Origin of the sequence: Geotalea sp. SG265 (assembly GCF_022808985.1) — a bacterium.
GTDB lineage: Bacteria > Desulfobacterota > Desulfuromonadia > Geobacterales > Geobacteraceae > Geotalea.
Genome location: NZ_JAKZFT010000009.1, coordinates 62,021 through 85,231, shown reverse-complemented (window position 1 = coordinate 85,231; position 23,211 = coordinate 62,021). Strand labels below are relative to the sequence as shown.

15 protein-coding genes are annotated in these 23,211 nt (G+C 55.3%); 10 read left to right on the top strand and 5 right to left on the bottom strand.

Translation table 11 applies throughout. The features are described 5' to 3' along the window. A complete protein-coding gene (locus tag ML541_RS12130; RefSeq protein WP_243373221.1) occupies positions 1–822 on the bottom strand; it encodes a hypothetical protein in 822 nt (273 codons plus the stop codon). A gap of 28 nt (positions 823–850) precedes the next feature. Further along, complete coding sequence (locus tag ML541_RS12125; protein WP_243373218.1) at positions 851–3,190, bottom strand: Rne/Rng family ribonuclease; 2,340 nt, start codon at positions 3,188–3,190, stop codon at positions 851–853. A 326-nt stretch (positions 3,191–3,516) separates the two neighbouring features. On the opposite strand from ML541_RS12125, the gene ML541_RS12120 reads away from it, so the two are divergent. The 9 genes from ML541_RS12120 (at position 3,517) to ML541_RS12080 (ending at position 9,660) form a co-directional block, all read left to right on the top strand. Then, positions 3,517–4,437 carry a cation diffusion facilitator family transporter gene (locus tag ML541_RS12120; protein ID WP_243373216.1) on the top strand — a complete coding sequence of 307 codons (921 nt, stop codon included), beginning with the start codon at positions 3,517–3,519 and terminating at the stop codon, positions 4,435–4,437. Positions 4,438–4,440: 3 nt separating this feature from the next. After that, positions 4,441–5,055 (top strand): DUF4124 domain-containing protein, encoded by a 615-nt coding sequence (locus tag ML541_RS12115; protein WP_243373214.1) that lies wholly within the window; start codon positions 4,441–4,443, stop codon positions 5,053–5,055. 7 nt (positions 5,056–5,062) lie between these two features. Then, entirely contained in the window at positions 5,063–5,398 is a 336-nt protein-coding gene (locus ML541_RS12110; RefSeq protein WP_243373212.1) for a YajD family HNH nuclease, read from the top strand. A 348-nt stretch (positions 5,399–5,746) separates the two neighbouring features. Next, entirely contained in the window at positions 5,747–6,238 is a 492-nt protein-coding gene (locus ML541_RS12105; protein WP_243373210.1) for a hypothetical protein, read from the top strand. 23 nt (positions 6,239–6,261) lie between these two features. Continuing rightward, positions 6,262–7,773 carry a carboxypeptidase M32 gene (locus ML541_RS12100; protein ID WP_243373209.1) on the top strand — a complete coding sequence of 504 codons (1,512 nt, stop codon included), beginning with the start codon at positions 6,262–6,264 and terminating at the stop codon, positions 7,771–7,773. Positions 7,774–7,845: 72 nt separating this feature from the next. After that, complete coding sequence (locus tag ML541_RS12095; protein ID WP_243373207.1) at positions 7,846–8,310, top strand: hypothetical protein; 465 nt, start codon at positions 7,846–7,848, stop codon at positions 8,308–8,310. A gap of 64 nt (positions 8,311–8,374) precedes the next feature. Further along, positions 8,375–9,106 carry a zinc ribbon domain-containing protein gene (locus ML541_RS12090; RefSeq protein ID WP_243373206.1) on the top strand — a complete coding sequence of 244 codons (732 nt, stop codon included), beginning with the start codon at positions 8,375–8,377 and terminating at the stop codon, positions 9,104–9,106. 51 nt (positions 9,107–9,157) lie between these two features. Continuing rightward, positions 9,158–9,400: a type II toxin-antitoxin system Phd/YefM family antitoxin gene (locus ML541_RS12085; RefSeq protein ID WP_243373205.1), complete on the top strand. Its 243-nt coding sequence runs from the start codon at positions 9,158–9,160 to the stop codon at positions 9,398–9,400. Then, entirely contained in the window at positions 9,394–9,660 is a 267-nt protein-coding gene (locus ML541_RS12080; RefSeq protein ID WP_243373204.1) for a Txe/YoeB family addiction module toxin, read from the top strand. Before ML541_RS12085 ends, ML541_RS12080 begins: the two co-directional genes overlap by 7 nt. 105 nt (positions 9,661–9,765) lie before the next feature. Here ML541_RS12080 and ML541_RS12075 read toward each other — a convergent pair whose 3' ends face one another. Further along, a complete protein-coding gene (locus tag ML541_RS12075) occupies positions 9,766–10,056 on the bottom strand; it encodes a HigA family addiction module antitoxin (protein WP_243373203.1) in 291 nt (96 codons plus the stop codon). A gap of 18 nt (positions 10,057–10,074) precedes the next feature. Beyond that, the gene (locus ML541_RS12070; RefSeq protein WP_243373293.1) at positions 10,075–10,353 is read right to left on the bottom strand and encodes a type II toxin-antitoxin system RelE/ParE family toxin; all 279 of its coding nucleotides are present in this window, start codon (positions 10,351–10,353) and stop codon (positions 10,075–10,077) included. A gap of 268 nt (positions 10,354–10,621) precedes the next feature. Between ML541_RS12070 and ML541_RS12065 the strand changes: the two genes are divergently transcribed. Next, a complete protein-coding gene (locus ML541_RS12065) occupies positions 10,622–14,743 on the top strand; it encodes a S8 family serine peptidase (RefSeq protein WP_243373202.1) in 4,122 nt (1,373 codons plus the stop codon). 492 nt (positions 14,744–15,235) lie between these two features. Here ML541_RS12065 and ML541_RS12060 read toward each other — a convergent pair whose 3' ends face one another. Continuing rightward, positions 15,236–22,990 (bottom strand): CxxxxCH/CxxCH domain-containing protein, encoded by a 7,755-nt coding sequence (locus ML541_RS12060; protein ID WP_243373201.1) that lies wholly within the window; start codon positions 22,988–22,990, stop codon positions 15,236–15,238. Positions 22,991–23,211: the final 221 nt, after the last annotated feature.

Genomic DNA, 23,211 nt, shown 5'->3' with positions numbered 1-23,211 from the left:
CTACCTGAATGCCCATCCAAAACGAAGGCCGAAAATGTCAGACTTGGAGATCGGCTGGAAATAGCGGAAGGTGCCTACAACAACCCCGGGGGACTGGTCGTAGCGGAATCCCTCGTAAAAGAGGCTCAGCTTCAGCTTATTGTATCGGGCCCCCACCTCGGCAAAGCCGGACCACCTTCCATCTGGCTTGATGGTGACGTCGTCGCCGGAAATTTCCACGGCGTTTTCCGTGTAGAAGGGGTATTTGGCTCCCCCTTCGGCAAAAAGGCGCCAGTCGTCGGTAAGGACAACGTCGAACCGTCCCCCCAGGCGCAGATAGAAGCTGCGCCAGTCCTCGGTATAGCCGTTTACCATCACCGGTACACCCGACCGGTTGACCGTCGTGGAATCATCCAGATCCCTCAACCACCAGCGGGCGCCGAGACCGAAGAAGGGTTCCACGGAGAGCTTCTGCTGGGAAATACGCCAGCCCAGATCCACATCTTCCCTGGTGCCGAAGTAATTGACGTCAGTTTTCACCGGCAGGTTGTCCGGCCCCTGGGTCTGGCCATCGTAGTCCACTATCCCGCCGAAAAGCTCCGCCCGGCCCGTCGCCATAAGGGAACCGGCTTCCGCTTTCAACAGGTTCACCCGGGCAGTTCCACCCGCCCCCATCAACCAGCCCTGCTCCCGGAGCAGCTTCTCCCCCTGGTGAAATTCTTCCCATTGGAAGTAATGGGGGGCCAGGTAGGCGGAGATTTCCTCAACACCGCCGAACTGCGCGGCACCGGCGGTGGATGCAATAAGACAAACCGTAGCCGTCACCATTGCCAGAATCTTCATATATCCTCCCGGGGAGACAGATTCAGGTTTACTCAGCCGGTGTTTCCTCTTTCTTCTTCCGTGGTGCCCGTTTCCGCTTCGGCTTCTCCGCTTCTGCAACCGCTTCAGCCTGGGGTGCCTCGGCAACTTCAGCCGCTTTTTTCCGCGGTCGCGGGGCCCGTTTCGCCTTTGCCGGCTTTTCCGGCGCCTCCGCCGGAGCAGGCGCCGCTTGTTCCACCGGTGCCGGTGCCGCCTGTGCCTCCACCTCAGCCGCCGGTTTCTTTTTGCGCGGCGCGCGGGGTTTTTTCGGCTTTTCGGCTGCGGGCGCTTCCGCCGGTTTCTCAGGCTGGGGCGGCAACGGAGCAGCAGCCTCCGCTAAGGGCTCGGCCATTGCCCCCTCTGCCACCGCCTCGGGAGCAGCCTTGCCCCCCCGCTTGCGCCGGCGGCGGCGCTTCTTCTTCCCTTCTTCGCCGTGGGGCTCTTCCGTTGCAACCGCCTCGGCCGGATGCTCCTCAATCGGCTCTTCTGCCGCAACGGGAGCTTCCGCGCCTTCTGCCGCCTCCACCGTAGCCGGCGCCTCGGCACCCCCTTTGCCCCGGCGTCTTCTGCGCCGGCGCTTTTTCTTAGGCTCTTCAAGAGTCGCTTCCGGTCCGAGTTCGATGGCTCCGGGAATCTCGGCGGGAACCGGAGCAGCTTCAGCTGCACCCTCTTCCAGGGGGGGCACTGCAACCTCGGCGACAACCACGGCTTCACCTTCGCCATGATGTTTTTTCTTGCGCCGCCGCTTTTTCTTCGCCTTACCCTCTTCCGCAGGTGGCGCTTCCGCCGCCGCTGCCGCCAGAGGCGGCACGCCGGCCTCAGGCTGTGGCACCTCCGGAGCGATTTCCTCCGTAAACGGCCGCTCCCGCTTGACCAGGTCGACCTCTATCTGGTTCAAGAGGAAGGAAGGTTTTCCCTTGACGGTCACCTCCATGTCGTAATCGGTCTCGATCTGTGCAAGCTCCCGTTTCTTGCGGTTCAACAGGTAGTAGGCCACCTCCAGGGGCAGGCCTCCCCGCACCTCGGCGACGGTCCCTTTGGCTGCCGCGGCGTGCACCTTGCGCAGGAAGGCAAGTGCCATGGCCTCCACCGACTTGACCTTGCCCCGCCCCTCGCAATGGGGGCATTCCAGGGAACTGGCCTGGTTGAGGGTCTGCTTGATCCGCTGCCGGGACATCTCCAGGAGGCCGAACTGGGAGATCTTGCCCACGGTGACCCGGGCTTTGTCCCCCTTGAGAGCCGCCTTGAGCGCCTTCTCAACCTCAGCGTTATGCTTGCGCTCACGCATATCGATGAAGTCGATGACGATCAGCCCGCCAAGGTCGCGCAGCCGCAGTTGCCGTGCCGCCTCGGCAGCCGCCTCCAGGTTGGTTTTGAAGGCGGTGTCCTCGACACCCTTTTCGCCGGTGGATTTTCCCGAGTTGACGTCTATGGAGACAAGGGCTTCGGTGGGTTCGATGAAGATGGAGCCCCCCGATTTAAGGGGGACCTTTTTCTCGTAGATGAGATCGATCTGCTCTTCAAGCTGGAAACGGGAAAAGATCGGCCGTTTTTCCTGGTGCATCTTCACCAGTTTTTCATTTTTGGGCATGGTCTGCTTGAAAAAGGCCCGGGCCTGCTTGTAGACATCCTTGCTGTCAACCAGCACTTCGTCTATTTCGGCGGTGAAATAATCGCGGATGGTGCGGATCACCAGGTCCGATTCCTGGTAGATGAGACCCGCCCCTTTTATCTCAGCCCCTTTTTCCTTGATCTCATTGTAGAGATTCACCAGGTACTGGAGGTCCTTGCCCAGCTCGGTTTTCGTCCGCCCCACCGCTTCGGTGCGCATGATGTAGCCGATTCCCTCGGGTATCTCCAGGGAGGCCACCAGCTCCTTCAGCTTCTTCCGTTCGCTCTCGCTCTCCACCTTGCGGGAAATACCGGCGGAGTCGCTGCCGGGCATGAGCACCATGTAGCGCCCCGGCAGGGAGATGTAAGTGGTCAGGGCAGCACCCTTGTTGTCCCGCTCCCCCTTTTCCACCTGGACGATGAGTTCCTGCCCACGGCGGAGGATCTCCTGGATGCGCGGACGCCGGTTGCGCTGCTCTTCCGGCACGTCGTCGCGCCAGTGCCAGTTTTCCGGGTGGATCTCCCCCATCTGGAGAAATCCCAGCTTTTTGTGGCCTATGTCCACGAAGGCCGCCTGCAGCCCCGGTTCCACCCGGACCACCACACCTTTGTAGACGTTGCCGCGAGTCTGTTCGCTCCCGGCAATCTCGATATCCAGCTCCACCAGGTGACCGTCATCGACGATGGCCACCCGCGCCTCTTCAGCATGGAGCGCGTTAATCAGCATTTTTTTCGACATTCTCGTTCCTTTTTCGCGGGGACAGGCGTTTCACTACCCATCAACCCTCATGTTTTAATAGCCTGCAGCAGGGTTTACCCCCGCGCGGCGAAATCCTTGTTTCATGGGCCTTGGCACGGGCACCGCCCGCACATTGCCGGCTATACCGCACATAAAACCCTGAGAGTATAACAGAGTTTCGCCAACTTCATAAGAAAAAACTAGTACCATTGAACTTCGAACCTATTGGTATTCGGGCTGGGATATCTACAGAGGATAAAATCTACTGGCTTTTGCAGAGGATCTTTACTATAAGATTCTTAAAAATCCAGGCTCCAGGAGAAGACGTGGACACAAGCGGCTCATACAAGGCGGTCTTAACCGCACTGGCAGGAAACACCCTCATTGCAACCATCAAATTCATCGTCGCCATAATATCAGGCAGTTCGGCCATGCTTGCCGAAGCAGTGCATTCGACGGCAGATGCAGGCAATCAGCTCCTGCTCCTGTTCGGCGGCAAACGGAGCAGGCGTCCGGCGGACAAGGGGCATCCCTTCGGCCACGGCAAGGAAGAATACTACTGGTCCCACCTGGTAGCAGTCATCCTCTTCTCCCTGGGCGCCGCCTTCTCCCTCTACGAAGGAATCGAAAAATGCCTGCACCCCGCCCCACTGGCAAGCTTCCTCCCCATCTACGCGATTCTGGGATCATCCCTTCTCATCGAAGGCTACTCCTGGGTCGTGGCCATCGGCGCCATCCGCAAGCACGCCCCCGCCGGAACCCCGCTTATCGCCATTCTCAGGGAGTCGAAAGATTCCGACCTAGTCGTCATCAGCATCGAGGACACGGCCGCCCTGGTCGGCCTGGCTGTTGCCCTGGCAGGCACGGCAGCGGTCCAGGTGACCGGCAATCCCCTCTTTGACGGTATCGCCTCGGTGTTGATCGGTGTCATCCTCGGCGCCATGTCCGTGTTCTTGGCCAATGAAATGCGCAAACTGCTGGTGGGAGAGAGCATCGGGCGGGAAAAGCTGAAGAGGGTACGGGAGATTCTCGGCCTGCAGCCGGGTATCAGCAGCATTGGCCAAATTTACTCCATGCAGCTTGGGAGAAATGCCTGCCTGATCGCCGCCCGCATCGATTTCGACGATGCCATTCCCGCAGGCGAGGTTGAGAGGATCATCTGTAAATGCAAAGAAGAGATCCGTGCCGCATTACCGGACGCCGAGCATATCTTCATCGATGCCACATCGCTGACCACTGGAGAATAACCAATGAACCGAAGAAAATTTTTGCTGCTGTGCCCACTGCTGGTCCTGCTTCTTCACGCCAGCGTCCAGGCCGATTTTTACAAATACAAGGACGGCAAAGGCACGGTCCACATGACCAACAAGCTGGAAACGGTCCCGGAAAAATACCGGGGAACCATGAAGGTGATCCGCGAAGATAAGCCCAGCATCCCGACTTCCGCACCGGAAGCTGGTCCGCAGGCAGCCCCCGATAATTCGACTGCTGAAAAAATCGACGTGCAAAAACAGAGCGACATGCAGCAGCCGGGCAAGTTCGGCCAACTGTGCGCACGTTTTCCCTGGCTGAAGCCATTGCTTGTCGTTTGCGCCATCGCCGCCGCCTTTCCCATTATTGCCCGCCTGCTGGAATTCCTGCCATCGCCACAGCTTGCCAGGGTGGTGATGATCGCCTTTTTTTTGGGCTCATTCGTCTTCGTCTACAAGGTCTACGCCGACCATCTCTCTTCGGGCTACGTCACCATCAAGGAGCGGATTTTGACCATGTTCAAAAAAGCCAACGAGCGTGAAGGTCTGGCCCCTGAAGAAAAAGCAGGCCAGCCGATGCGGGAACAGACCGAATCGAACGACCTGAAAAAGTGAGTTGATCATGACCCGTTCCTTTCGCCCCCGCGCCCCGAAGCCGGCGGCAAAAACCCAGGAAGAAGCCGACGAGATCGTTCGCAGAATGAGGGCCGGGCAAACCGCCCCCGACAACTACCGGGAGCGCTCCCTGAAACTCCACGGCTGGATCTGCGCCAAATGCGGCCGGGAATTCGACCTTGCCAACCTGCATCTGCTCACCGTCCATCACAAGGATGGCAATCATCACAACAACCCACCCGACGGTAGCAACTGGGAAAACCTCTGTGTCTACTGTCACGATGACGAGCACAGCCGATCGATATTGGCAGATTATCTTCAGGGGGATGGGGGGAAGAAATGAGCCTGCCACAGGCAGCCTGCGGGGGAGCGAGGTTTTTTTGCAGGTGTAGAGCGAGTTCAGGAAGAGGCCATTGCACATCGGAAGGTTGAGAAAAACCGGCATTCGGGGAGATGATGGAGAGGATATTGGGTTGCTAGCAAACCAGCAAACAACGTCCCCTTTCCCTCACATCCAAATAGCCAGTGAGCTTCTAAAACTATATAAGAAAACTGTGTAGGGAAAAATTGGAGATTGGAATTTTTCCAAGACCATAATAAGGTTCAACAGGGCGGCAGTCGGCCTTCGCTACGCTCCGCCCTGCGCCCTCAACACGTTGAGCAGATCATTGGAATTAAAGGAGGTTGTAGGATGGATTATCTATCACTTTCAATTGGATTTGTTTTAGGTATTGCAGGAGGTTTTATAGCAAATTATCTTACTCCAAGGCTCACTATATTCGTTAATAAAATGCTCAGTTCTGTTTTTCATTTTCTGAACCCAGATAGATATGACCTTACTGGCAAATGGGAGCAAATTTTTAAAGAGCCAGAAGATGGCGGGTGTACAAATTGGGTTATCGAACAAGAGATTACCAGGTTGAGCCATCTTGGTAACATAATTACAGGAACAGGTGAAACAAAAGTAACACCGAGAATATTTGATTATGATTTAAAAGCAAAGCACAATATGATTTTTGGATCATATAAAAAACGAGGCGAGCAAGGAAACATAACCGGCGTAGGCATGATTCAACTCATTGTTAGTCCAGACAGGCTGAGTATGAAAGGTCAAGCTACGTGGTTTGATCATGATACACAACGAATAGAATCCTCCGAGTCAACTTGGAAAAAGCTAAGCTAATACCGACTTTAAAAGGATAAAAAATGAAAGACGACCTAACTAAACTTAAACACAAACTAATAGAAATATCTGACATAGAATCCACCAACAACTTGTTGGAGTGGGACGAACTCGTTTATATGCCTCCAAAAGGTGCATATGCGCGTGGGCGACAAAAAGCAACTTTGGCACGCTTGGCTCATGAAAAGTTCACCAGTCCCTCGATTGGTAAATTGCTTGACAAACTTTTACTATCAACAAAAAATCTCCCATATGAGTCAGACGACACAAGTCTCATACGAGTTACTAAGCGGGAATACGAAAAGGCAATTAAAGTCCCGCCACGATTTATAACGGTGTTGGAGGAACATAAATCAGCATCTTATGAAGCTTGGTGTCGAGCGCGTGAAGAAGACAATTTTTCAATTGTTGCGCCTTATTTACAAACAACCATAGATTTGAGCAGAGAATATGCCAACTTCTTCTCCCCTTATGAGCATATAGCCGACCCGTTAATTCAAAATGAAGAGTATGGAATGAAAGTTTCATTACTGCGTCCTGTCTTTAAAGAAATTAAAGAGGGGATCGTGCCATTGGTAAAAGAAATTTCAAGCAAAGCTGAACCGGATGATCAATTTTTGTTCAAATCTTATCCTCAAAAAAAACAACTAGATTTTGGCCTTAAGGTTATTAAGGCATTTGGATATAACTTTAAGCGCGGCAGACAAGACCTTTCTATACATCCGTTCACAATTAATATGTCACTTGACGATGTTCGCATTACTACAAATGTAAACAAGAATAGTTTTTTTGAGTCCTTTTCAAGCACATTACATGAAGCTGGCCATGCAATGTATGTGCAGGGTATATCATCGAAATTTGATGGGACCCCTCTTGCAAAGGGTGCATCAATGGGAATCCACGAAAGTCAGGCTCGGTTGTGGGAAAACCTTGTCGGGCGGAGTGATGCTTTTTGGCACTATTTTTTTCCGGTGCTTAAAAATGTCTTTCCGCATCAACTTAATGGTATAACCGTAGAATCATTTCTCCGTGCCATCAATAAAGTTAAGCCAACACTAATACGCACTGAAGCAGATGAGGTAACTTATAATTTACATGTGATGATACGTTTTGATCTGGAACTTGACCTGCTAGAGGGTAATCTTGAAGTGATGGATTTGCCTGACGCATGGAATGCTCGATATGCTAGTGATTTGAATATTTTCCCTTCAAACAATATAAACGGGGTACTTCAAGATGTACATTGGTACTGCGATCTAATAGGTGGTGGGTTCCAAAGTTATACACTAGGCAACGTTATAAGTGCTTTGTGTTATGACAGCGCCATTAGTACATGTCCAGAAATTGCAGAAGAGATTAAAAATGGCAAGTTTGACACGCTTCTTGATTGGTTAAAATCAAATATTTATACGCATGGTTGTAAGTTCACTGCTAGTGAATTAATCCATAAATTTACAGCTGAGCAACTGTCAGTTAAATCCTACATGAAATATCTTTACACTAAGTATGACAGGATATATCAAATGTCCAACTAGCGCCAAGACCGGCCCCAAAACGCACCGGTCAGGCTTGTGGCGTTAGCGCAATAATGCTCTGAGGAGATTCGCGTGGGAATTACTTCTGGTCTTTGGACAACAATCAAGGCAGTTGGTGGTTTCATTGGAGTCATCTCAGCACTGATAGCCGCATTGTATGGTGTTAACTCGTACATCGACAACAGAATAAAGAAAAAGATATCAGACCCAGAATTCATTCGTGAGGTAGCCGCGGTCCTCAGACCGGCCATTGTCTTCGATAATCACGAGCGAATTCTTGCCGATCAAGGTGGCCTTAGATTTATTCAATCCATAAAGGTAGTGCGGCAGGGCGAGGCCGCAGTTCCATCTGAAATTATTGTGACGCCCAAGGAATTTCTGGCTGTGCCTCCACTATTGGAGTCTCTAGACCTTGATGAGACAGATATAGAGGCGGAACGGGGGCAAGGACTCAGTTGGATTTTTAAACTGAAAGTTCAGAAGTATGTCATGGGCGAGGTTAAAATTGTGCGTTTCAGACTCGAAATATTGAAATAACAAGCATGAAAGGTTGGTGTTCATGCTTGCAACTATGGAATCACCTTGAACCGGAAGCCAATACATGATCAACGCTGAGCGAAATAATGTTTCCCCATCTGTAACCGCCTGCCCGAAATGTGCCGCTCCCTCACCGGCAGGTAGCGAAACATGCCCGTACTGCGGAGTGATCTTCGCCAAGATCCGTGCACGGGACGCCAGCGTGCCCGAAGCCCAGGATCAGGCCGCTGCCCTCCCCCTTGCTGCGCCACAAACCGCTTTTACCCCGCAAAGCTTGATCCGCGCCGCATTTCTGATCCTTCTCGGCTTCTACTCGTTCCGCATCCTCAGCCACTCCATCGCTTCCAATTTCATCGGTGAATCATTTCTTCATCTGGTCAATCTGCCGTTTCACGAGGCTGGGCACGTCATTTTCTCACCCTTTGGCCGCTTCATCCAGGTTGCCGGCGGAACGATCATGCAGCTACTGGTGCCGGCGGCGGTCGCAGTCTCGTTTTTCATGCGCGGCGACCGTTATGGAGCAGCCATCGGCATCTGGTGGCTCGGCGAAAGCATGGCGGACGTGGCTCCCTATGCCGACGACGCCCGTGCAGGGCAGCTCCCGCTCCTGGGAGGTGTGACAGGGAGCGAGGTGGAAGATTACCACGACTGGGAGATCATGCTGGGTAAGCTGGGGCTCCTTCCATGGGACCATGCCATTGGCCGTTTCTTCTTCGTCGCCGGGGGAATCGCCATGACTGCAGCGTTAATCTGGGGTTTCTATTTGGCGTTGTGTAAAGCAAAAACAAACCATTGACTTACCCCGGAAACTTACGTACGATTTATCGTACGAAATGGAGGTATAAAAATGCCCACTCTAACAGCGACAGAAGCAAGAAAATGCCTGTACAGCCTTGTTGATGATGTTGCAGCGTCACATGACCCGATCCAAATCGTTGGGAAACGACACTCGGCAGTTCTTATTGCGGAAGAGGATTGGCGGGCGATCCAGGAAACACTCTATCTCACGTCGGTTCCCGGGATGCGTGAATCGATCCAGGCCGGTCTTAAGACCCCTGTTGAAGAATGCAGTGAGGATCTGGAGTGGTAGGCTGGCATTTGGTTTTCACCAGGCAGGCACAAAAGGATGCAAAAAAAGTTGCCCACGCCGGTCTCAAACCTCAGGCAGAGCGAATTCTCGAACTTCTCAAAGAAAACCCATTCAAAAATCCCCCTCCGTATGAAAAACTGCTTGGCGATCTTTCAGGGGCCTATTCTCGGAGAATCAACATTCAACACCGGCTGGTTTATGAGGTCCTGGAAGAAATAAAAACGGTTAAAATAATTCGCATGTGGACCCATTACGAATAAGAGTCCCTGTGGCGAGAGGGATTCCCCTGCCACCCTTCATCAAATGTTAGCGGAAATGTAAAAAAGACCCACCTCTTTTCCCCCAACCTTTGCAACTTGAAAAACTCAAGCTGCCGACTCCAGATCAAGCGGCTCGACCTTAGGCAGCGGTTTTTGCGAGGCCTGCCAGAGATCCCATTTGGCCTGGTTCACCAGCCATGACTCCGGCGTAGTTCCTGTCAGCAGCCCCACCTTGATCGCCATTTCGGCGGTCATTGCCGTATGACCGTTCAATAACCGGGAAAGATGAGGTCGCGATACGCCAAGACGTGCTGCGACCTCGCCTATACTCATTTCCTGCGGCAGAAATTCACGGAGTACTTCGCCGGGATGTGCGGGATTATGCATGCGTGCCATAATATTCTCTCCTTAGCCTTAGTGATAGTCCTGGTAATCAACCAGAATCGCATCTTGCCCCTCGAATGAGAAAGTGAGACGCCAATTGCCGTTGACCGTTATCGCCCAATGGTCGGCAAGCTCTCCTGTCAACCGGTGAAGCTTCCATCCGGAAGCATTCATATCGTTTGGACAGGTGGCGGCATCAAGACGGGTCAACTGCAAACGTAAACGTACTGCATGGCTTGGCTGGATTCCAGCCTTAGAGCCTGTTTCAAAGAAAAGCTGGATGCCTTTGTGCCGAAAGCCCTTGATCATGTTCAAATTGTAACCTGTTAGCTTACAGGTTACAAGCGTTTTCACAGAGCGATGCAAAGGCAGACCGCACAAAAATTGACAAACCTGCCTCTCTCCCCACTAGCCCTCACACCGCGCCGGCACGTCGTTGCCAACTGCGATTCCAGTTCCACAGGATTCACAACATTTACATCATTTAATAAACCCTTCCTTTTACTATCACGATCAGCTATACTCCTGCTCCTGAAAACTTTCTTCCTGCAATGCCCTCATTTTTAGGAGGAGTCCGATGGTCAGAATGCTCATTTTTCCCATCCTGTGTTTTTTGTGCCTTGCTGTTTTTGAATCCGATGGGTACTCCGCCATGGTACCTGGCGATGCACAGTCACACGTGGCAAGGCCCTTGTCACCGCGGGCGCTCCTTAAAACTGCCCTGAAACAACCGGCTACAGCCGATGAACACAACTATCGTGACGGTGAAGTTCTGGTCAAGTTTCGCACCGGAACCGACAACACCGGTAGGCAGCGTTTCCACGAACGGCACGGCACGAAAAAGGTAAAGGAATATCCGGGCCTGCGTCTGGAGCGGATTAAGATTCGACAGGGAGACACGGTGGTGGAAGCGGTCAAACGCCTGAAGAATGATCCGGCCATCGAGTATGTGGAACCCGATTATGTCCAGAAAATTCAGGCCACCCCAACCGACCCGCGCTTCGTGGAACAGTGGTCGCTGGCCAACTCGGGCCAGACCGGCGGTACCAGCGGTGCAGACATGAAGGCCAAGGCGGCATGGGACCTGACGACGGGAAGCAACCAGGTCTACGTCGCCGTCATCGACACCGGCATTGACTACAATCACCCCGATCTGGCGGCAAATGTGTGGACTAATCCCGGAGAAATTCCCGGCAATGGTCTGGACGACGACGGCAATGGCTACATCGACGACATTCACGGCTATAACGCCATCACGAACGGCGGAGATCCCCTCGACGACAATGGGCATGGCACCCATGTGGCAGGGTCCATCGGCGCCGTCGGCAATAACGCCGTCGGCGTGACCGGAGTAAACTGGAATGTGCGCATGATCGCCTGCAAGTTTCTGAACAGCGGCGGAAGCGGTTATACCAGTGACGCCGTAGAATGCCTCCTCTATGTGAAAAGCCTCAAGGACCGCGGCATACCCATTGTCGCCACAAACAACAGCTGGGGAGGCGGTTCGTTTTCCCAGGCCCTGCTCGACGCCATCAACGCCCAGCAGGATATCCTTTTCATGGCTGCCGCCGGAAACGATTCCAACAATAACGATGCAGGACCCTCATACCCGCCATCCTACGATGCCCCCAATATCATTGCCGTCGCCGCCACCGACCACAACGACCGGATCGCCTCCTTTTCCAACTACGGGAAACGTACGGTGCACGTGGGAGCGCCGGGTGTGAACATCCTGAGCACCATGTCGGCCACCAACAACTTCAGCATTACCGATTCCTACGGCACCCTTTCCGGAACCTCCATGGCAACACCCCATGTCACCGGTCTGGCAGCACTGCTCAAGGCTCAGGACAGCCAGCGCGACTGGCGACAGATCAGGAACCTGATCATTGCCGGTGGCGACGACACACTGCTCCTTCGGGAAAAGACCGCCAGCGGCAAGCGCATCAGCGCCCTCGGTTCTCTCTCTTGCAACAACAAGCCTCTGCTCGTGCCGCTGAAATACCCGTCGTTCCCCGTCCCCCTCGGCATATCTACCACTATCTCGGCCCAGAGCATTAACTGCAGCGCCCCGGCAGGGCCGGTCACCGTTACCACTCCCGGTGGGCAAACCATTTCACTGATTGATGACGGCATCGCCCCGGACGCCGTCGCCGGCGACGGTATTTTTACCGCCTCCTGGACCCCACCGACCGATGCCGGCACCATACACTATCTGAAATTCCTTTCGCCGGCCGGAACTGTTTTCGTACCACCACTAAACGTGACTCGCTATCTTCCCCAGGCAAACCTGGACGTACCGTACAGCCAGACGATACACGTGACAGATGGTATTCCCCCTTACACCATCACCCTTTCCGGGGGATCGCTGCCGACGGGCCTGAGCATGGATGCAGCCGGCGTGATTTCCGGTACGCCAGCGGCAACTGGCAGTTTTACCTTCAGCCTCAACATATCGGACAGCGTCGGGCGGACATCGGGCAAACTCTATACGCTGGAAGTCACCGATGATATGGTGATCGAAAAAAATGCACTGATCCTGGAGAACGGCAACTACAGTGTGCCGAAGGCGACAGCTACTGATGCATCCGGGAACATTTACGTGGCAGGATCCGTATCCAACGGCAGTTACGATATGGTCCAGACAGTCAAGTATGATCCTGCGGGAAACGTGGCATGGAGTGCGGTTTACGATGGGGGAAGCAGCAGGAGCGCGGAAGGAATTGCGGTTGACGCCAGCGGCAACGTGATTGTGGTGGGTGGAAAACCAACTTTCGGTGGACTGCCGGATGCCCTCATCCTCAAGTATGACGCCAACGGCAACCAGGTATGGGCAAAATCATACGATAATGCCGGCAAGTCGGATTACTTTTTTGATGTTGCCGTTGACGCCACCGGCAACATTTACGCAACCGGTTTTTCCGATTTCCTAATAACAGGCGTAGGCAACAGAAATGAACTACTGTTAGCTAAATTCAACACGGCAGGTGACCTGCAGTGGGAACGGATTGTTAATGACGGCGATCTGGTCCAGGGATTCGGGGTGACGGTTGATCAATCCGGAAACATCTATGTCGCCGGTGACCGTGCAACTGCCGTCCCCACCGGCAGTAACTCCGTCCAGTTCTGGTATACGTTTCTGACCATTAAATATGCCCCGGACGGAACCCTTTTCTGGTCAAGAACCTTTGGCGAGCCGGGGTGGGAGCGGGCCAATTCCGTTGCCGCCGACGCAACGGGAAATATCTACGTCGCCGGTGAGATGACCTATCCCTCTTTTTTCAAGCTCGATACGAACGGCAACCTCCTCTGGTCCGCCAACTTTTGCCAGAATGGCTTCTGTCCACAGTTACTACAGGTCATCATCGACGGGAACGGCAACCCGACGCTCTTCGGCATCATTTATGATGGCGTCTCGGCCTACAATTACTGGATCGGAAAATCCACCACGTCAGGCTCGCTCCTGTGGAGCAAAAAAATCCAGGGGGACAACCAGGACTATCTGAGAATCAGCGGCGCGCTCGACAAGGACAATAACCTCTGCATCTCCCGTCCCTTTGAGACCAGGTTTCTCACCTCCACATTCCATGAAGCTCTCCATGCCAACAAAAAGGCCCTTCCCGGAGCACAGCGTGGAATACCTTACAGTCAGGGACTGGAAGCAATGGGTGGAACCGCCCCCTACACCTGGGCTCTAACCGCCGGTTCACTACCAGATGGCCTTACGTTCGACCCGGGTAGAGGTATGATTTCAGGAACACCGACGACGTCAGGGACAACATCTTTTACCCTGCAGCTTGGGGATGCCCATGGCACCACCGTGGCTATTCCCCTTTCCATCACCGTTTTTGAGCCTGTCATGATCACTACGGAAACAGTGGCAAACAGCATCATGGAAGCAAGCTACTACCAGCAACTAGCTGTCACCGGAGGATCGCCTCCCTACAAGTGGGTCGTGTCGGGAGTACCCTTCGGCCTGAACATCAACCAGGACACGGGGGAGCTGACAGGTTCGCCCACCATGGCCTGGGCATCCAATTTTTCTGCCATCGTCACCGATGCCAATGGATTCAGCGCCACCAGATCCTATTGGATCCAGGTCCTTGGCATCAATGATACCGCTCCCCCTGCCATACTGGGATTGGGCTATAACTACATGCTCTATGGCGGCGGCGGGACTGAACCGTATACCTGGACCATTGCCTCCGGAGCGATTCCCCCCGGTTTTTCCCTCAACGATACCCATCAATGGAACGCCTATATCACCGGGACACCGACAGCAACGGGAAGCTACAATTTTTCTGTGAAGATCCAGGACAGCGCCGGCCTGTCTTACACCAAGCCCATGACCATCGACATCACCCCGCCGGCATGCCAGGCTTCCCCCATACGGCTGCCCCATACGCCAATACATTATTATGATCTGCTCGACTCAGTTTTGCCCTATACCAGCGCTCAGGACACCATTCAGCTCCAGGCGGTGAACATCACCGGCAGCACCACCATCGACAAGATGTGGTACACACTCTCATTCAAAGGGGGCTACGACTGTTATTTTACCGCCACTTCCGGATATACGGACATGCAGGGGAATGTGACCGTCAGCAACGGCACCATCACTCTTGAAAACCTCCGGATCCACGGCACGCTCCTGCTCACAGGGGGGATATCGACTCTTGAGCAGATATGCGTGCAGTAGAATGAGCACCACAGGGAATTTTTTCGAAGGGACTGTGCTACTTATGGATCAACAGATGGATGCGCCGGCTGGCATTCGATACGCAACAGCAGCAGATCACAGCACGCCTTGAAAGTGCCTTAGAAAATAACCATCCCCATCCTTTTCGTAGGAGTACGTGAAGCGTATTGTTTTGGCCGCGTCTTTCGGGACACCGGGAATCTCCATACCATTTTAATTGTCTGGTCAGGTGTCGGCTTGCTGCTTCACTTATAAGGATACAGCCGCTACGGGGCGATGCAAAGAGGCCTGGGGAATTCCACACAACAGGGGGACAGGCAACAAATTCAGAGATGCATCGCCATGCTGAAAATAACCAGAGCAGCACCTGCAAAATTCCACCGCAATTGATACCTGGATAAAAAACGCCGGGACGAGCATCCATCCCGGCGTTTGCCGCTTCCTTCCATCCAATGCGCCCGTCTACATTCCAGCGGGCACACCATTCACCGATCAGCGATCATGACAGCTTTCACATCTGGTGATGCCTCCCGTATCCCCCCATTTCACCGTCTTGCCATTGTGGCAAACGATGTTGGAGCAGGTCTTGGTTGCACTGTTCCATTGCACTGATGTAGTGAAGGTCTTGAAGGCTACGTCATAGGCCCCGTTGACCTTGTACCCAACCTGCCGTGACCAGATGCCGGTATCGACGCTGCCATCCCTCAGTTGTGCCTTCGATTTCACACGAATCGGCCGCAGATCGACATCTACTGCCCCATTCACGTGTGACCGCTTGTCTGCTATGAGCTCAGCCGGATTCTTGGGTACTGAGGCGTGACAGCCGGCGCAGGATCTGTTCTTGTCATTGGCACTGGTGGTAATGGTCTTGTAATGACACATGTTGCAGTTGATGGTGGTCGATGTGAGGCTGTTACCATGACTGGACGTGGCTGTGTTGCCGGCAGCAGCGCTGCCGATGATGCCGGTGAAGATGTTCTTCATGTGTATGCCCCGCCCATGTCCGCCACTGACGTTGGCAAACCCGAGGAAGTTCTTGTTGTAATGGGCCGGAGAGCCGGGCTGGTTGACCGGATCGTTGGCATTGGGGGAGTTGCCGTGGCACATGGCGCACTTATCGCCGGTATAGGCGGGTCCATACCAGTCGGGAGTGGTCATGAATTTCAGGTTCGTGGCATAGCCGTTACTGTGGCAGTAAGCGGCAGAACATCTGACGCTGACCTTGGTGGTACCGAATATCCCCGACGGACCGTTGTTCGCCGCCAGACCGTCGGCGGTGGCGTTATTCCTGGAACGGAGCGAGCCGACAGCCCCGCCCGCACCGCTGTTGGTATTATTCAGGGTTACATCGATGGCGCCGTTGGCATGCTTGGCTGCCTTGTCCAGAGGATGACAGTTGGAACAGCCGTAGTCATAGGCACCGGCGGTTGAGCGGTTAGCGGTATAGGCATAGAAGGTTGGTGCGGTGCTTAGGTGCTTGCCGTGGGCACCACTGGCCTGGAGCGTGGCAAGGGGATGACAGCTGACACAGGCCAGGGTTCCGCCACCCCAGTTTGCCGAACCGTTGTAGTGGCAGGCGATGTTGGAGCAGGTGCCGTAGCCGTCGCTTCCGGCAGCGCTACGCGGCTGGCTGTAGCTGGTACCGGCACCGACGCCGCTGAAGGCGACATCAATGTACTGGTCACCGTGCTTTGCTGTGCCGCTTCCTGCCCCGCTGTGGCAGGTGGTGCAGACATAGGCGGCCGTGTGTTTCAGGTGATTGCCGGTTCCGGCCGTGGTCATGTCTGCATGGCACGCGCCGCAGCCCAAGGGACCGGCCGTTCCCCAGGTGGGCGCCGTATAACTGGTGGGGGCGCCGTTTCCGCCTGTGCCTTGGGCATTGCTGTGGCAATAGAGGTTGGAGCAGGCTCCGTAGCCGTCGCTGCCGGCGGGCGTCCGCGCCTGGGTATAGGCACCGCCGCTGCCGGCTCCACTGAAACTAACATCGATGTAATGATCAGCGTGCTTGACGCTCCCGTCCCCTGCCCCACTGTGGCACACGGAGCACGTAAAGGGATGCTTGAGATGGTTGCCGGTGCCGGAAGCTGTCATGTCCGTATGGCACTGGCCACAGGAGAGTGCCGTGGTGTCGTTCCAGAGCGGCGTCGTTTTGTAGGTCGGCAGGCCGCTGCCGTTGGCCCCTTGAACGGTACTATGGCAGTAGATGCCATTGCAGGCGCCGAAACTGCTGCTGGGAGCCAGATTGCCGGTGGCGCCGCTGGAAACGTTCTTGTAGGTGGCGGTCGCGCCGAAGAGGATGTCGGTGGTATTCAGGTCCCATTCGACGCTGCCATTGACATGGTAATTGTTGATCTTCAATCCGTGGCACTTGTCACATGCCACCGCCAGTCCGCCACTGCCTGAACCGGCATGGCGCGCGTGGGAACCGCTAACGGCAAAGGTAGCAGCGGTTACGCCATGGCAGGAGCCACAGTTGACCTCTTCGTAACCCAACTCCCAGTTTGGCTCCACATTGCTGCCGCCAACGAGCATGGGCTTGGTGGTGGTGCCGCCCCCATGGCAATAGACGTTGGTACACTTGTTCTGCAAAGCGGTATTGTTGGTGCGGTAGACGGTGGTACCGGCACTGGATGAGACGTAGGTATTATTGACGATGGATGAATAGCCGTAGAATGTGCCGCTGGTGACCTTGCCGCCGTAGGCATTGAAGCCCATCTCCATGGTATAACTGGGCATCTGGCTGGTGTAGTTGTTGTGGCAGACGGCACAGCTGCCGTCGATATTGGGATTCAACTGATGGGCATTGTGGGCGCCACTGTTGCCAGGACTCATTGCCTTCAACGCCGGCTTGACAAGGCTGGCGCTGTCCACTGGCGGTCTGCCGTGGCAGGTGAAGCAGCCATCGACGGTGCCGTTCACATGGAGTGAAGCATCGATGAAACCGCTGCCGTCGAGTTTGACGTTATTGTGGCAACCGTTGCAGTCCGCTGGGGTCTTACCGTAGTGGACGAAGCCGCTGTTGGGAGCAGAGGGTGGATAGCCATGACAGCGGCTGCAGTCATTGCCGGCCGAGCCGTTAAGAAGGACATCGTTCCACTTGGGAACCACCGGGGTACCCAATGATCCGCCGTTAGCCAGCACCGATGCATAGGCCCCTTTGCCGGTGTTGGAATCCATGCCGGCGCCATGGCACCAGACGTTTGAGCACTGGCGGTTGGCAGGCGCATAGCCGGCCATGGTGGTATAGCCAACATAGACCCCGGAAGAGGCAATGGGACCGAATTCCACCTCGGCCGGGAGTGCGTTGTCCATGTGGCCGGGAGAATAGGGGCCGGCCGGCTTGATGTGACACTCCCCGCAATCCATGCCGTTTGCATAGACGTACGGCGCCGCCTTGATGTGCTGGTCGTGGGACCCCACATAGGTTTCGGTCCTAGCGGTCGGACTGCCCGGCCCGCGGGTGTCATAGAAGGCTGCCGTGGTAGCCGAGCCATGGCATTTATCACACAAAGGTAGAGCCGTGGACGGTCCCCACCCAAGGGTCCTTCTGCCGTGGCAGTCACTGTTGGAGCAGGTGCCGTAGCCACCGTTCCCGGGGGTCTTGAAGGCCCCCTTGGAATAGGTAGTGTTGGCGCCGATACCGCTGAAGGAGAAATCAATGCGGCTATTGGCATGGTTTTGCGGGTTGGCGTCCCCACCTGTGCCATGGCAGATGCGGCATTCGAACTGGGTGACGGGATCCTGGGTGTGCTGCTTATGGCCACCAGTGGCAGATGTGCTTACCGCCATATCCTGATGGCAACTGCCGCAGAGAGTTACATCACCCCATCTTGGTGCAGCATAGTAGGATGGGCCGGCGGTGCCATTGGCCGATTGCACATTGCTATGGCAATAGAGATTGGTGCAGGTACCGTAGCCTGCGGAACTGGTCGGGGCAGGCGCACCGGTGGTGCCGCTGTTGCTGCCGTTATACAGGGCGGAGGGGGATATCTGTGACAGGTTCCATTCCACCTTGCCGTTGATGTGGGCGATGCTGGTCGAGTAGTTGCTGTAGGTCGAGTGACATTTGGCACAGGCAATGCCGTTGCTGCCGATACCAGTCCCGGCGTGCTTCAGATGGCTACCGGAAAGGGGTGGAGTGTCCCCGGTTGCATCATGGCACGTGCCGCAACTCTTCTGGCTGGCACCGACCCAGGAGGGGGTCGGATTGCTGCCGCCACTGCCGGTCCAACCATGGCAGTAGACACTGCAGGTGGTGGTGAATTCGGATACCTTCAGCAGGGTTGTGCCTGGTGCGGCAGCCCACTGGTAGCCGTTGTTCAGGTTGTTGGTGGCGGTAAAGAGGGTGCCCGAACCGATGCTGGCGTTGAAACCGGGGAAGTTGGCCCCGTTGATGGTGAACCCCATCTCGATCAGGTTGTTCTCGTGAGGGGTGGGCGAGAGGCTGTGATTGGCATTGCTATGGCACGTGGCACAGACCATGTGCTCCTGGTGTTTGGCGTGGGCACCCGCATTGGGTGCAAACATCCCCAGGGCATTGGTCGGCGGAAACGCCATGTTGTTGAGGCTGGTAGGGGGATTGCCGTGGCAGTCGTCGCATTGCCCACCCCCCACGTACTTGAAGCCCCCCTCGTGGGGATGGCACTTCATGCAGTCCGTGCTGTTGTTGTGATCGATCCACGAAACCTTGCCGGTGCTGTACTGATGGAAGCGGGTCTGGTGGTGACAGACCTCGCAGACGTTCTGGGATGAGCTGCCGCTGCGGCGGTCATTGCCGAAGACCCCGGAGGTGGTCGACACTGAGGATGATGTCCTGCTGAAGACAACGGCGCGATTCCCCAGCGGGGTCTTGACGTTCTGGCCTACCCTTTTGATATTGGTGGTCCGTTTGTTGTGACAGGTTGAACAGTTATAGTCGGTCCCCCAGGTACCGTATTTCTGGGTTCCTAGGTTGAGGCTGGTATGGAGCATTGGCGCGGTGTCATTGATGGTGGTGTTGATGGTAACGCTCGTTGCACTGGGATGATTATTGGCACTGGCCCTGACCGCAAAGGAATTGGTCGCACCCTGGGTGGCATTTGCCCGCGCCGTTACCGTCACCAGGCTGGTGGCGCCACCACCATTCGGGCCAAGAGACAATGTGGAGGAGCTGAAGGTGGATGGCGTGACGAAGTCGGCAGTGTTTTCGGTACCTACCAGAGACAGAGTGAATACAGTAGTGCCGCAGGCGCCGGTATCGTTGTTGGTGAGGGAGACGTTGTATTGGACCTTGTTCCCTGTCAACACGTAATGGGATGACGGATTAACAAAAATCGTCGGTGCATTGTTGCATGCCAGCGGGATAGTGGCCACGGCAGACGCCTTGCTCCCCTTGCCGGTATTATTGACGACATCGGTGGCGCACACCCGATAGGCGTAGGTTTGGCCGGGGGAAAGGTTACTCTCGGAAGCATTGAGGTTCGAGCCCTGATAGATGACGGTTCCGGATGAACAGCTACTGGGAGCCGGGGCGTTGACTGCACCCCTGACCAGGGTATAGGCCCTGGTGGCGTTCAGGCCGCTGCTGTCGGAAGCCGGCGTCCAGCTCAGCTGAATCTGCCCGCCACCCGATCCGGATGAAGCGGTCAGAACCGGATCGCTGGGAGCCTGACCATCCAGGATAACCGTGGCACTGGCTATATCGCCAACGACAAGACCGTTTTTGTAACGAAAATGGGTAATTGCCGACACCGTGCCGGTAACGCTGTAGGTAGTGGTGATATTAGCTTTGGGGGTCAGCCGCACGTAGCATTGGGTAGTAGCCGGCGTGGCAAAGAGACCGGAGGTACTGACCCGCCAATCGTCACCGATGGTGGGGGCGGTCAACTGCCCATATACGGCGCCTGTGCTACGGTCAACGATCTCCAGCATGGCTACTTTCGAGGAAATGGCTGCAGGCGCCAGTGAAATGGTCACCGAGCTGATCTGGTCATTGCTCCCCCCGTTGATGTTCAGGCCGAAGGCATCCAGGTTCACCGCCGCGCCACCGGATGGCGTCACCATGTTTGCCGGTTCGGAGGTACCATTGGTGACGGTGGTGGTCGGCACGATGGTCAGGGTGCCGGAGGAAATATCCGCATTACTGTCGATGGTAACAGCGCCCAGAGAGGTAAGGAAACCGGTCAGGGCGATGTTCGTCTGAGTGGCGGCAGCAATGTCGTAGACCACCAGGTAGCGCTTGGTCGTCCCGCTGACCGTTTCCGAGAACCCGGATATGGTGGCGCTGTTGCCGCTGAAGGTGCCGGTGCCAAGCAACAAGTCGGCCGGGTCGAGAATGCCGGTGGTCCCCAGATCGGCGTAGAGCTTCACAGCAGCGACATTTGTGCTGTTGGTAGTAGCATTGCCGGTAATGGTAACACTGGAGACAGTCTGGGTGCGCGTTGGCGAGGTGAGGGTGAAACTGTTTACCACATTGCCCGTCGAAGCGGCCAGCACGGTGCCGCCGGTAACAATGGCCCCATCTCCCACGTCAACGCCACTGGCAGCAGCAGATGTCTCTTCCAGCACCAGCTGGGCGCCGATCGCCCCACCAAGGCCGATGCCGGCGCCGGCACGACTCACCCCGATCTGGACTCCCATGCGGGAGCCGGCGGGCACGTTGGCAAAGGTCTGTCCAGCCAGGGAGACGTTGATGATATTGCCGTTGGTCGAATTGTTGTTACTGGCATAATTGGTGGAGACGGGCGAATTGACCCGGGTGCCGTCTGGCTTCACATAGAACAGGGTAATTGTCCCCGAATAGCGGGCGCTCAGCTTGAAGGAAATGCCCTTCACCTGGGCAAGGTTGGTGGAATACCCTGCAGGGGCGTTGAAATAGAGAGTAACGAACTTGGCGTTGGCCTCGCTGGAAACATGCATGCTGCCATTGGCACTGGCGCAACTGTGGGCTGGAAAGTTCAGCAGACCGACCAGGTCCGTGCCTGGAGCCTCGGCCGGGTTGGTGGGAGACGACACGCAAACGGAGTTGGTCACGGTTGGGCCGCCCAGTTCCGGCCGGATCAGGCTTGTCCCCGAGTCCCAATCCGCTGCGTAGGTCTTTGTTACCGGTATGCCATTGCCGTTGATGATCGGCAGACTTGAGGGGGTCCTGGTGACATTGCTGGTTGCCAATCCATTGCTGACGGTAAAATATGTGCTGTCGGTGATCTGCATGCCGACGGTGGTCGCAGTAGCGGCATTGGCGACAATGTTATAAGCGATGAAGAACCGCTGCGGCACCGCCGTGAGCGACTGGGGAGAAGCGAGCGTGTAGGTGGAGCCGGTGTTCTGGCTGAAATTATAGGGCCCGCCGATCAGGCTGTCACTGCCGGGATCGAACCGGCCGTTGCTGTTGCTGTCCTTGTAGATGCTATACGTGACATCGTTTAGATTGGGATTGCTGCCGATCTTGTCCAGCTTTCCCCCCAGCCAGCTGCCGGCAGCATTGGCATAGAGGTCGAATTCAAGCATGGCAATGTTCTGTTCCCCATCGAGAACGGAAGTCAGTGCCCCGTCGTTGTAGTCCCCCAGGTTGGTTACCGTTACCGTGTTGGCAGCGGTGGCCGCCTCCGACACGGTCATGAAGGAATAATTGCCGTCATTTCCCCAATAGAAGCGGGCATCGGAGTTGGTGCTGGTCATACGGCAGGAGATGACCACCTTGAGACGATGATTGGCAGGGATATTTTTGGCTGCCTGGGAACCGAAGGTGAGGGCTTTGGGCTCGGTGGTGTAGGAGTGGGACTCGTCCGTTCCCGTCGTGGACCAGAGCAGGACTCCGTTACCGGGAGCCGCCGTCGGTGAAGGGTCGTAATCGTAAACATCGGCTTTCCAGTAGATGGGGTTGGAGGTCCCATGGTTATCGCGGGTACCGATGGTGATGGCCGGTGAGGTAAGGGTCTGTGATGTGCTGTACGCCGGACCGTAAACATTCATCATGGTCTGCCAGTTGGTATTGGTCGCGGCACTGACGTAACGCACGGAATTATAGGCACCCGGCGTCATTGAGATTTTCCCTCCCAATAAGGAGCGGGTATCAGTGGAGCCATCGGGGCCTAAAGCCTGGGATGTGCTGTCAAGGGTGAAGTAGTACATTTTCGAGGCAGAGTCGCTTAGAAGCGGCATCAACAACCCTGTGAACATGAACATGCCTGCGAAGAACGCCAACACGAGCATGGTTTTTTTCCGGCCCCCCATGACACGGAGTCTCCTGAACGTTTCCTTTCCCATAAGATCCGGTCCTCCTTCGAAGAACTAAATTCATTAAAGTTTTTGACTTGTTGAACAGCTGCCATTCAGATGGGAGATCATGATTGAGGAATTTCCATGGGGTATCTCCGAAATGGAAATTTTAGCAGCATCGGTGCCATGCAACCCTGATGACCAGAATTTCTTAAATAAATCTACTTAACCATTTGTTATTGCTTGTGCTAATTATTCTTCGTTGTTGC

Excerpts from the sequence above, each read along its gene's own strand:
- ML541_RS12130 (WP_243373221.1), bottom strand. The coding sequence starts at position 822 with ATGAAGATTCTGGCAATGGTGACGGCTACGGTTTGTCTTATTGCATCC.
- ML541_RS12125 (WP_243373218.1), bottom strand. The coding sequence starts at position 3,190 with ATGTCGAAAAAAATGCTGATTAACGCGCTCCATGCTGAAGAGGCGCGG.
- ML541_RS12115 (WP_243373214.1), top strand. The coding sequence starts at position 4,441 with ATGAACCGAAGAAAATTTTTGCTGCTGTGCCCACTGCTGGTCCTGCTT.
- ML541_RS12110 (WP_243373212.1), top strand. The coding sequence starts at position 5,063 with ATGACCCGTTCCTTTCGCCCCCGCGCCCCGAAGCCGGCGGCAAAAACC.
- ML541_RS12105 (WP_243373210.1), top strand. The coding sequence starts at position 5,747 with ATGGATTATCTATCACTTTCAATTGGATTTGTTTTAGGTATTGCAGGA.
- ML541_RS12100 (WP_243373209.1), top strand. The coding sequence starts at position 6,262 with ATGAAAGACGACCTAACTAAACTTAAACACAAACTAATAGAAATATCT.
- ML541_RS12090 (WP_243373206.1), top strand. The coding sequence starts at position 8,375 with ATGATCAACGCTGAGCGAAATAATGTTTCCCCATCTGTAACCGCCTGC.
- ML541_RS12085 (WP_243373205.1), top strand. The coding sequence starts at position 9,158 with ATGCCCACTCTAACAGCGACAGAAGCAAGAAAATGCCTGTACAGCCTT.
- ML541_RS12075 (WP_243373203.1), bottom strand. The coding sequence starts at position 10,056 with ATGGCACGCATGCATAATCCCGCACATCCCGGCGAAGTACTCCGTGAA.
- ML541_RS12070 (WP_243373293.1), bottom strand. The coding sequence starts at position 10,353 with ATGATCAAGGGCTTTCGGCACAAAGGCATCCAGCTTTTCTTTGAAACA.
- ML541_RS12065 (WP_243373202.1), top strand. The coding sequence starts at position 10,622 with ATGGTCAGAATGCTCATTTTTCCCATCCTGTGTTTTTTGTGCCTTGCT.
- ML541_RS12060 (WP_243373201.1), bottom strand. The coding sequence starts at position 22,990 with ATGGGAAAGGAAACGTTCAGGAGACTCCGTGTCATGGGGGGCCGGAAA.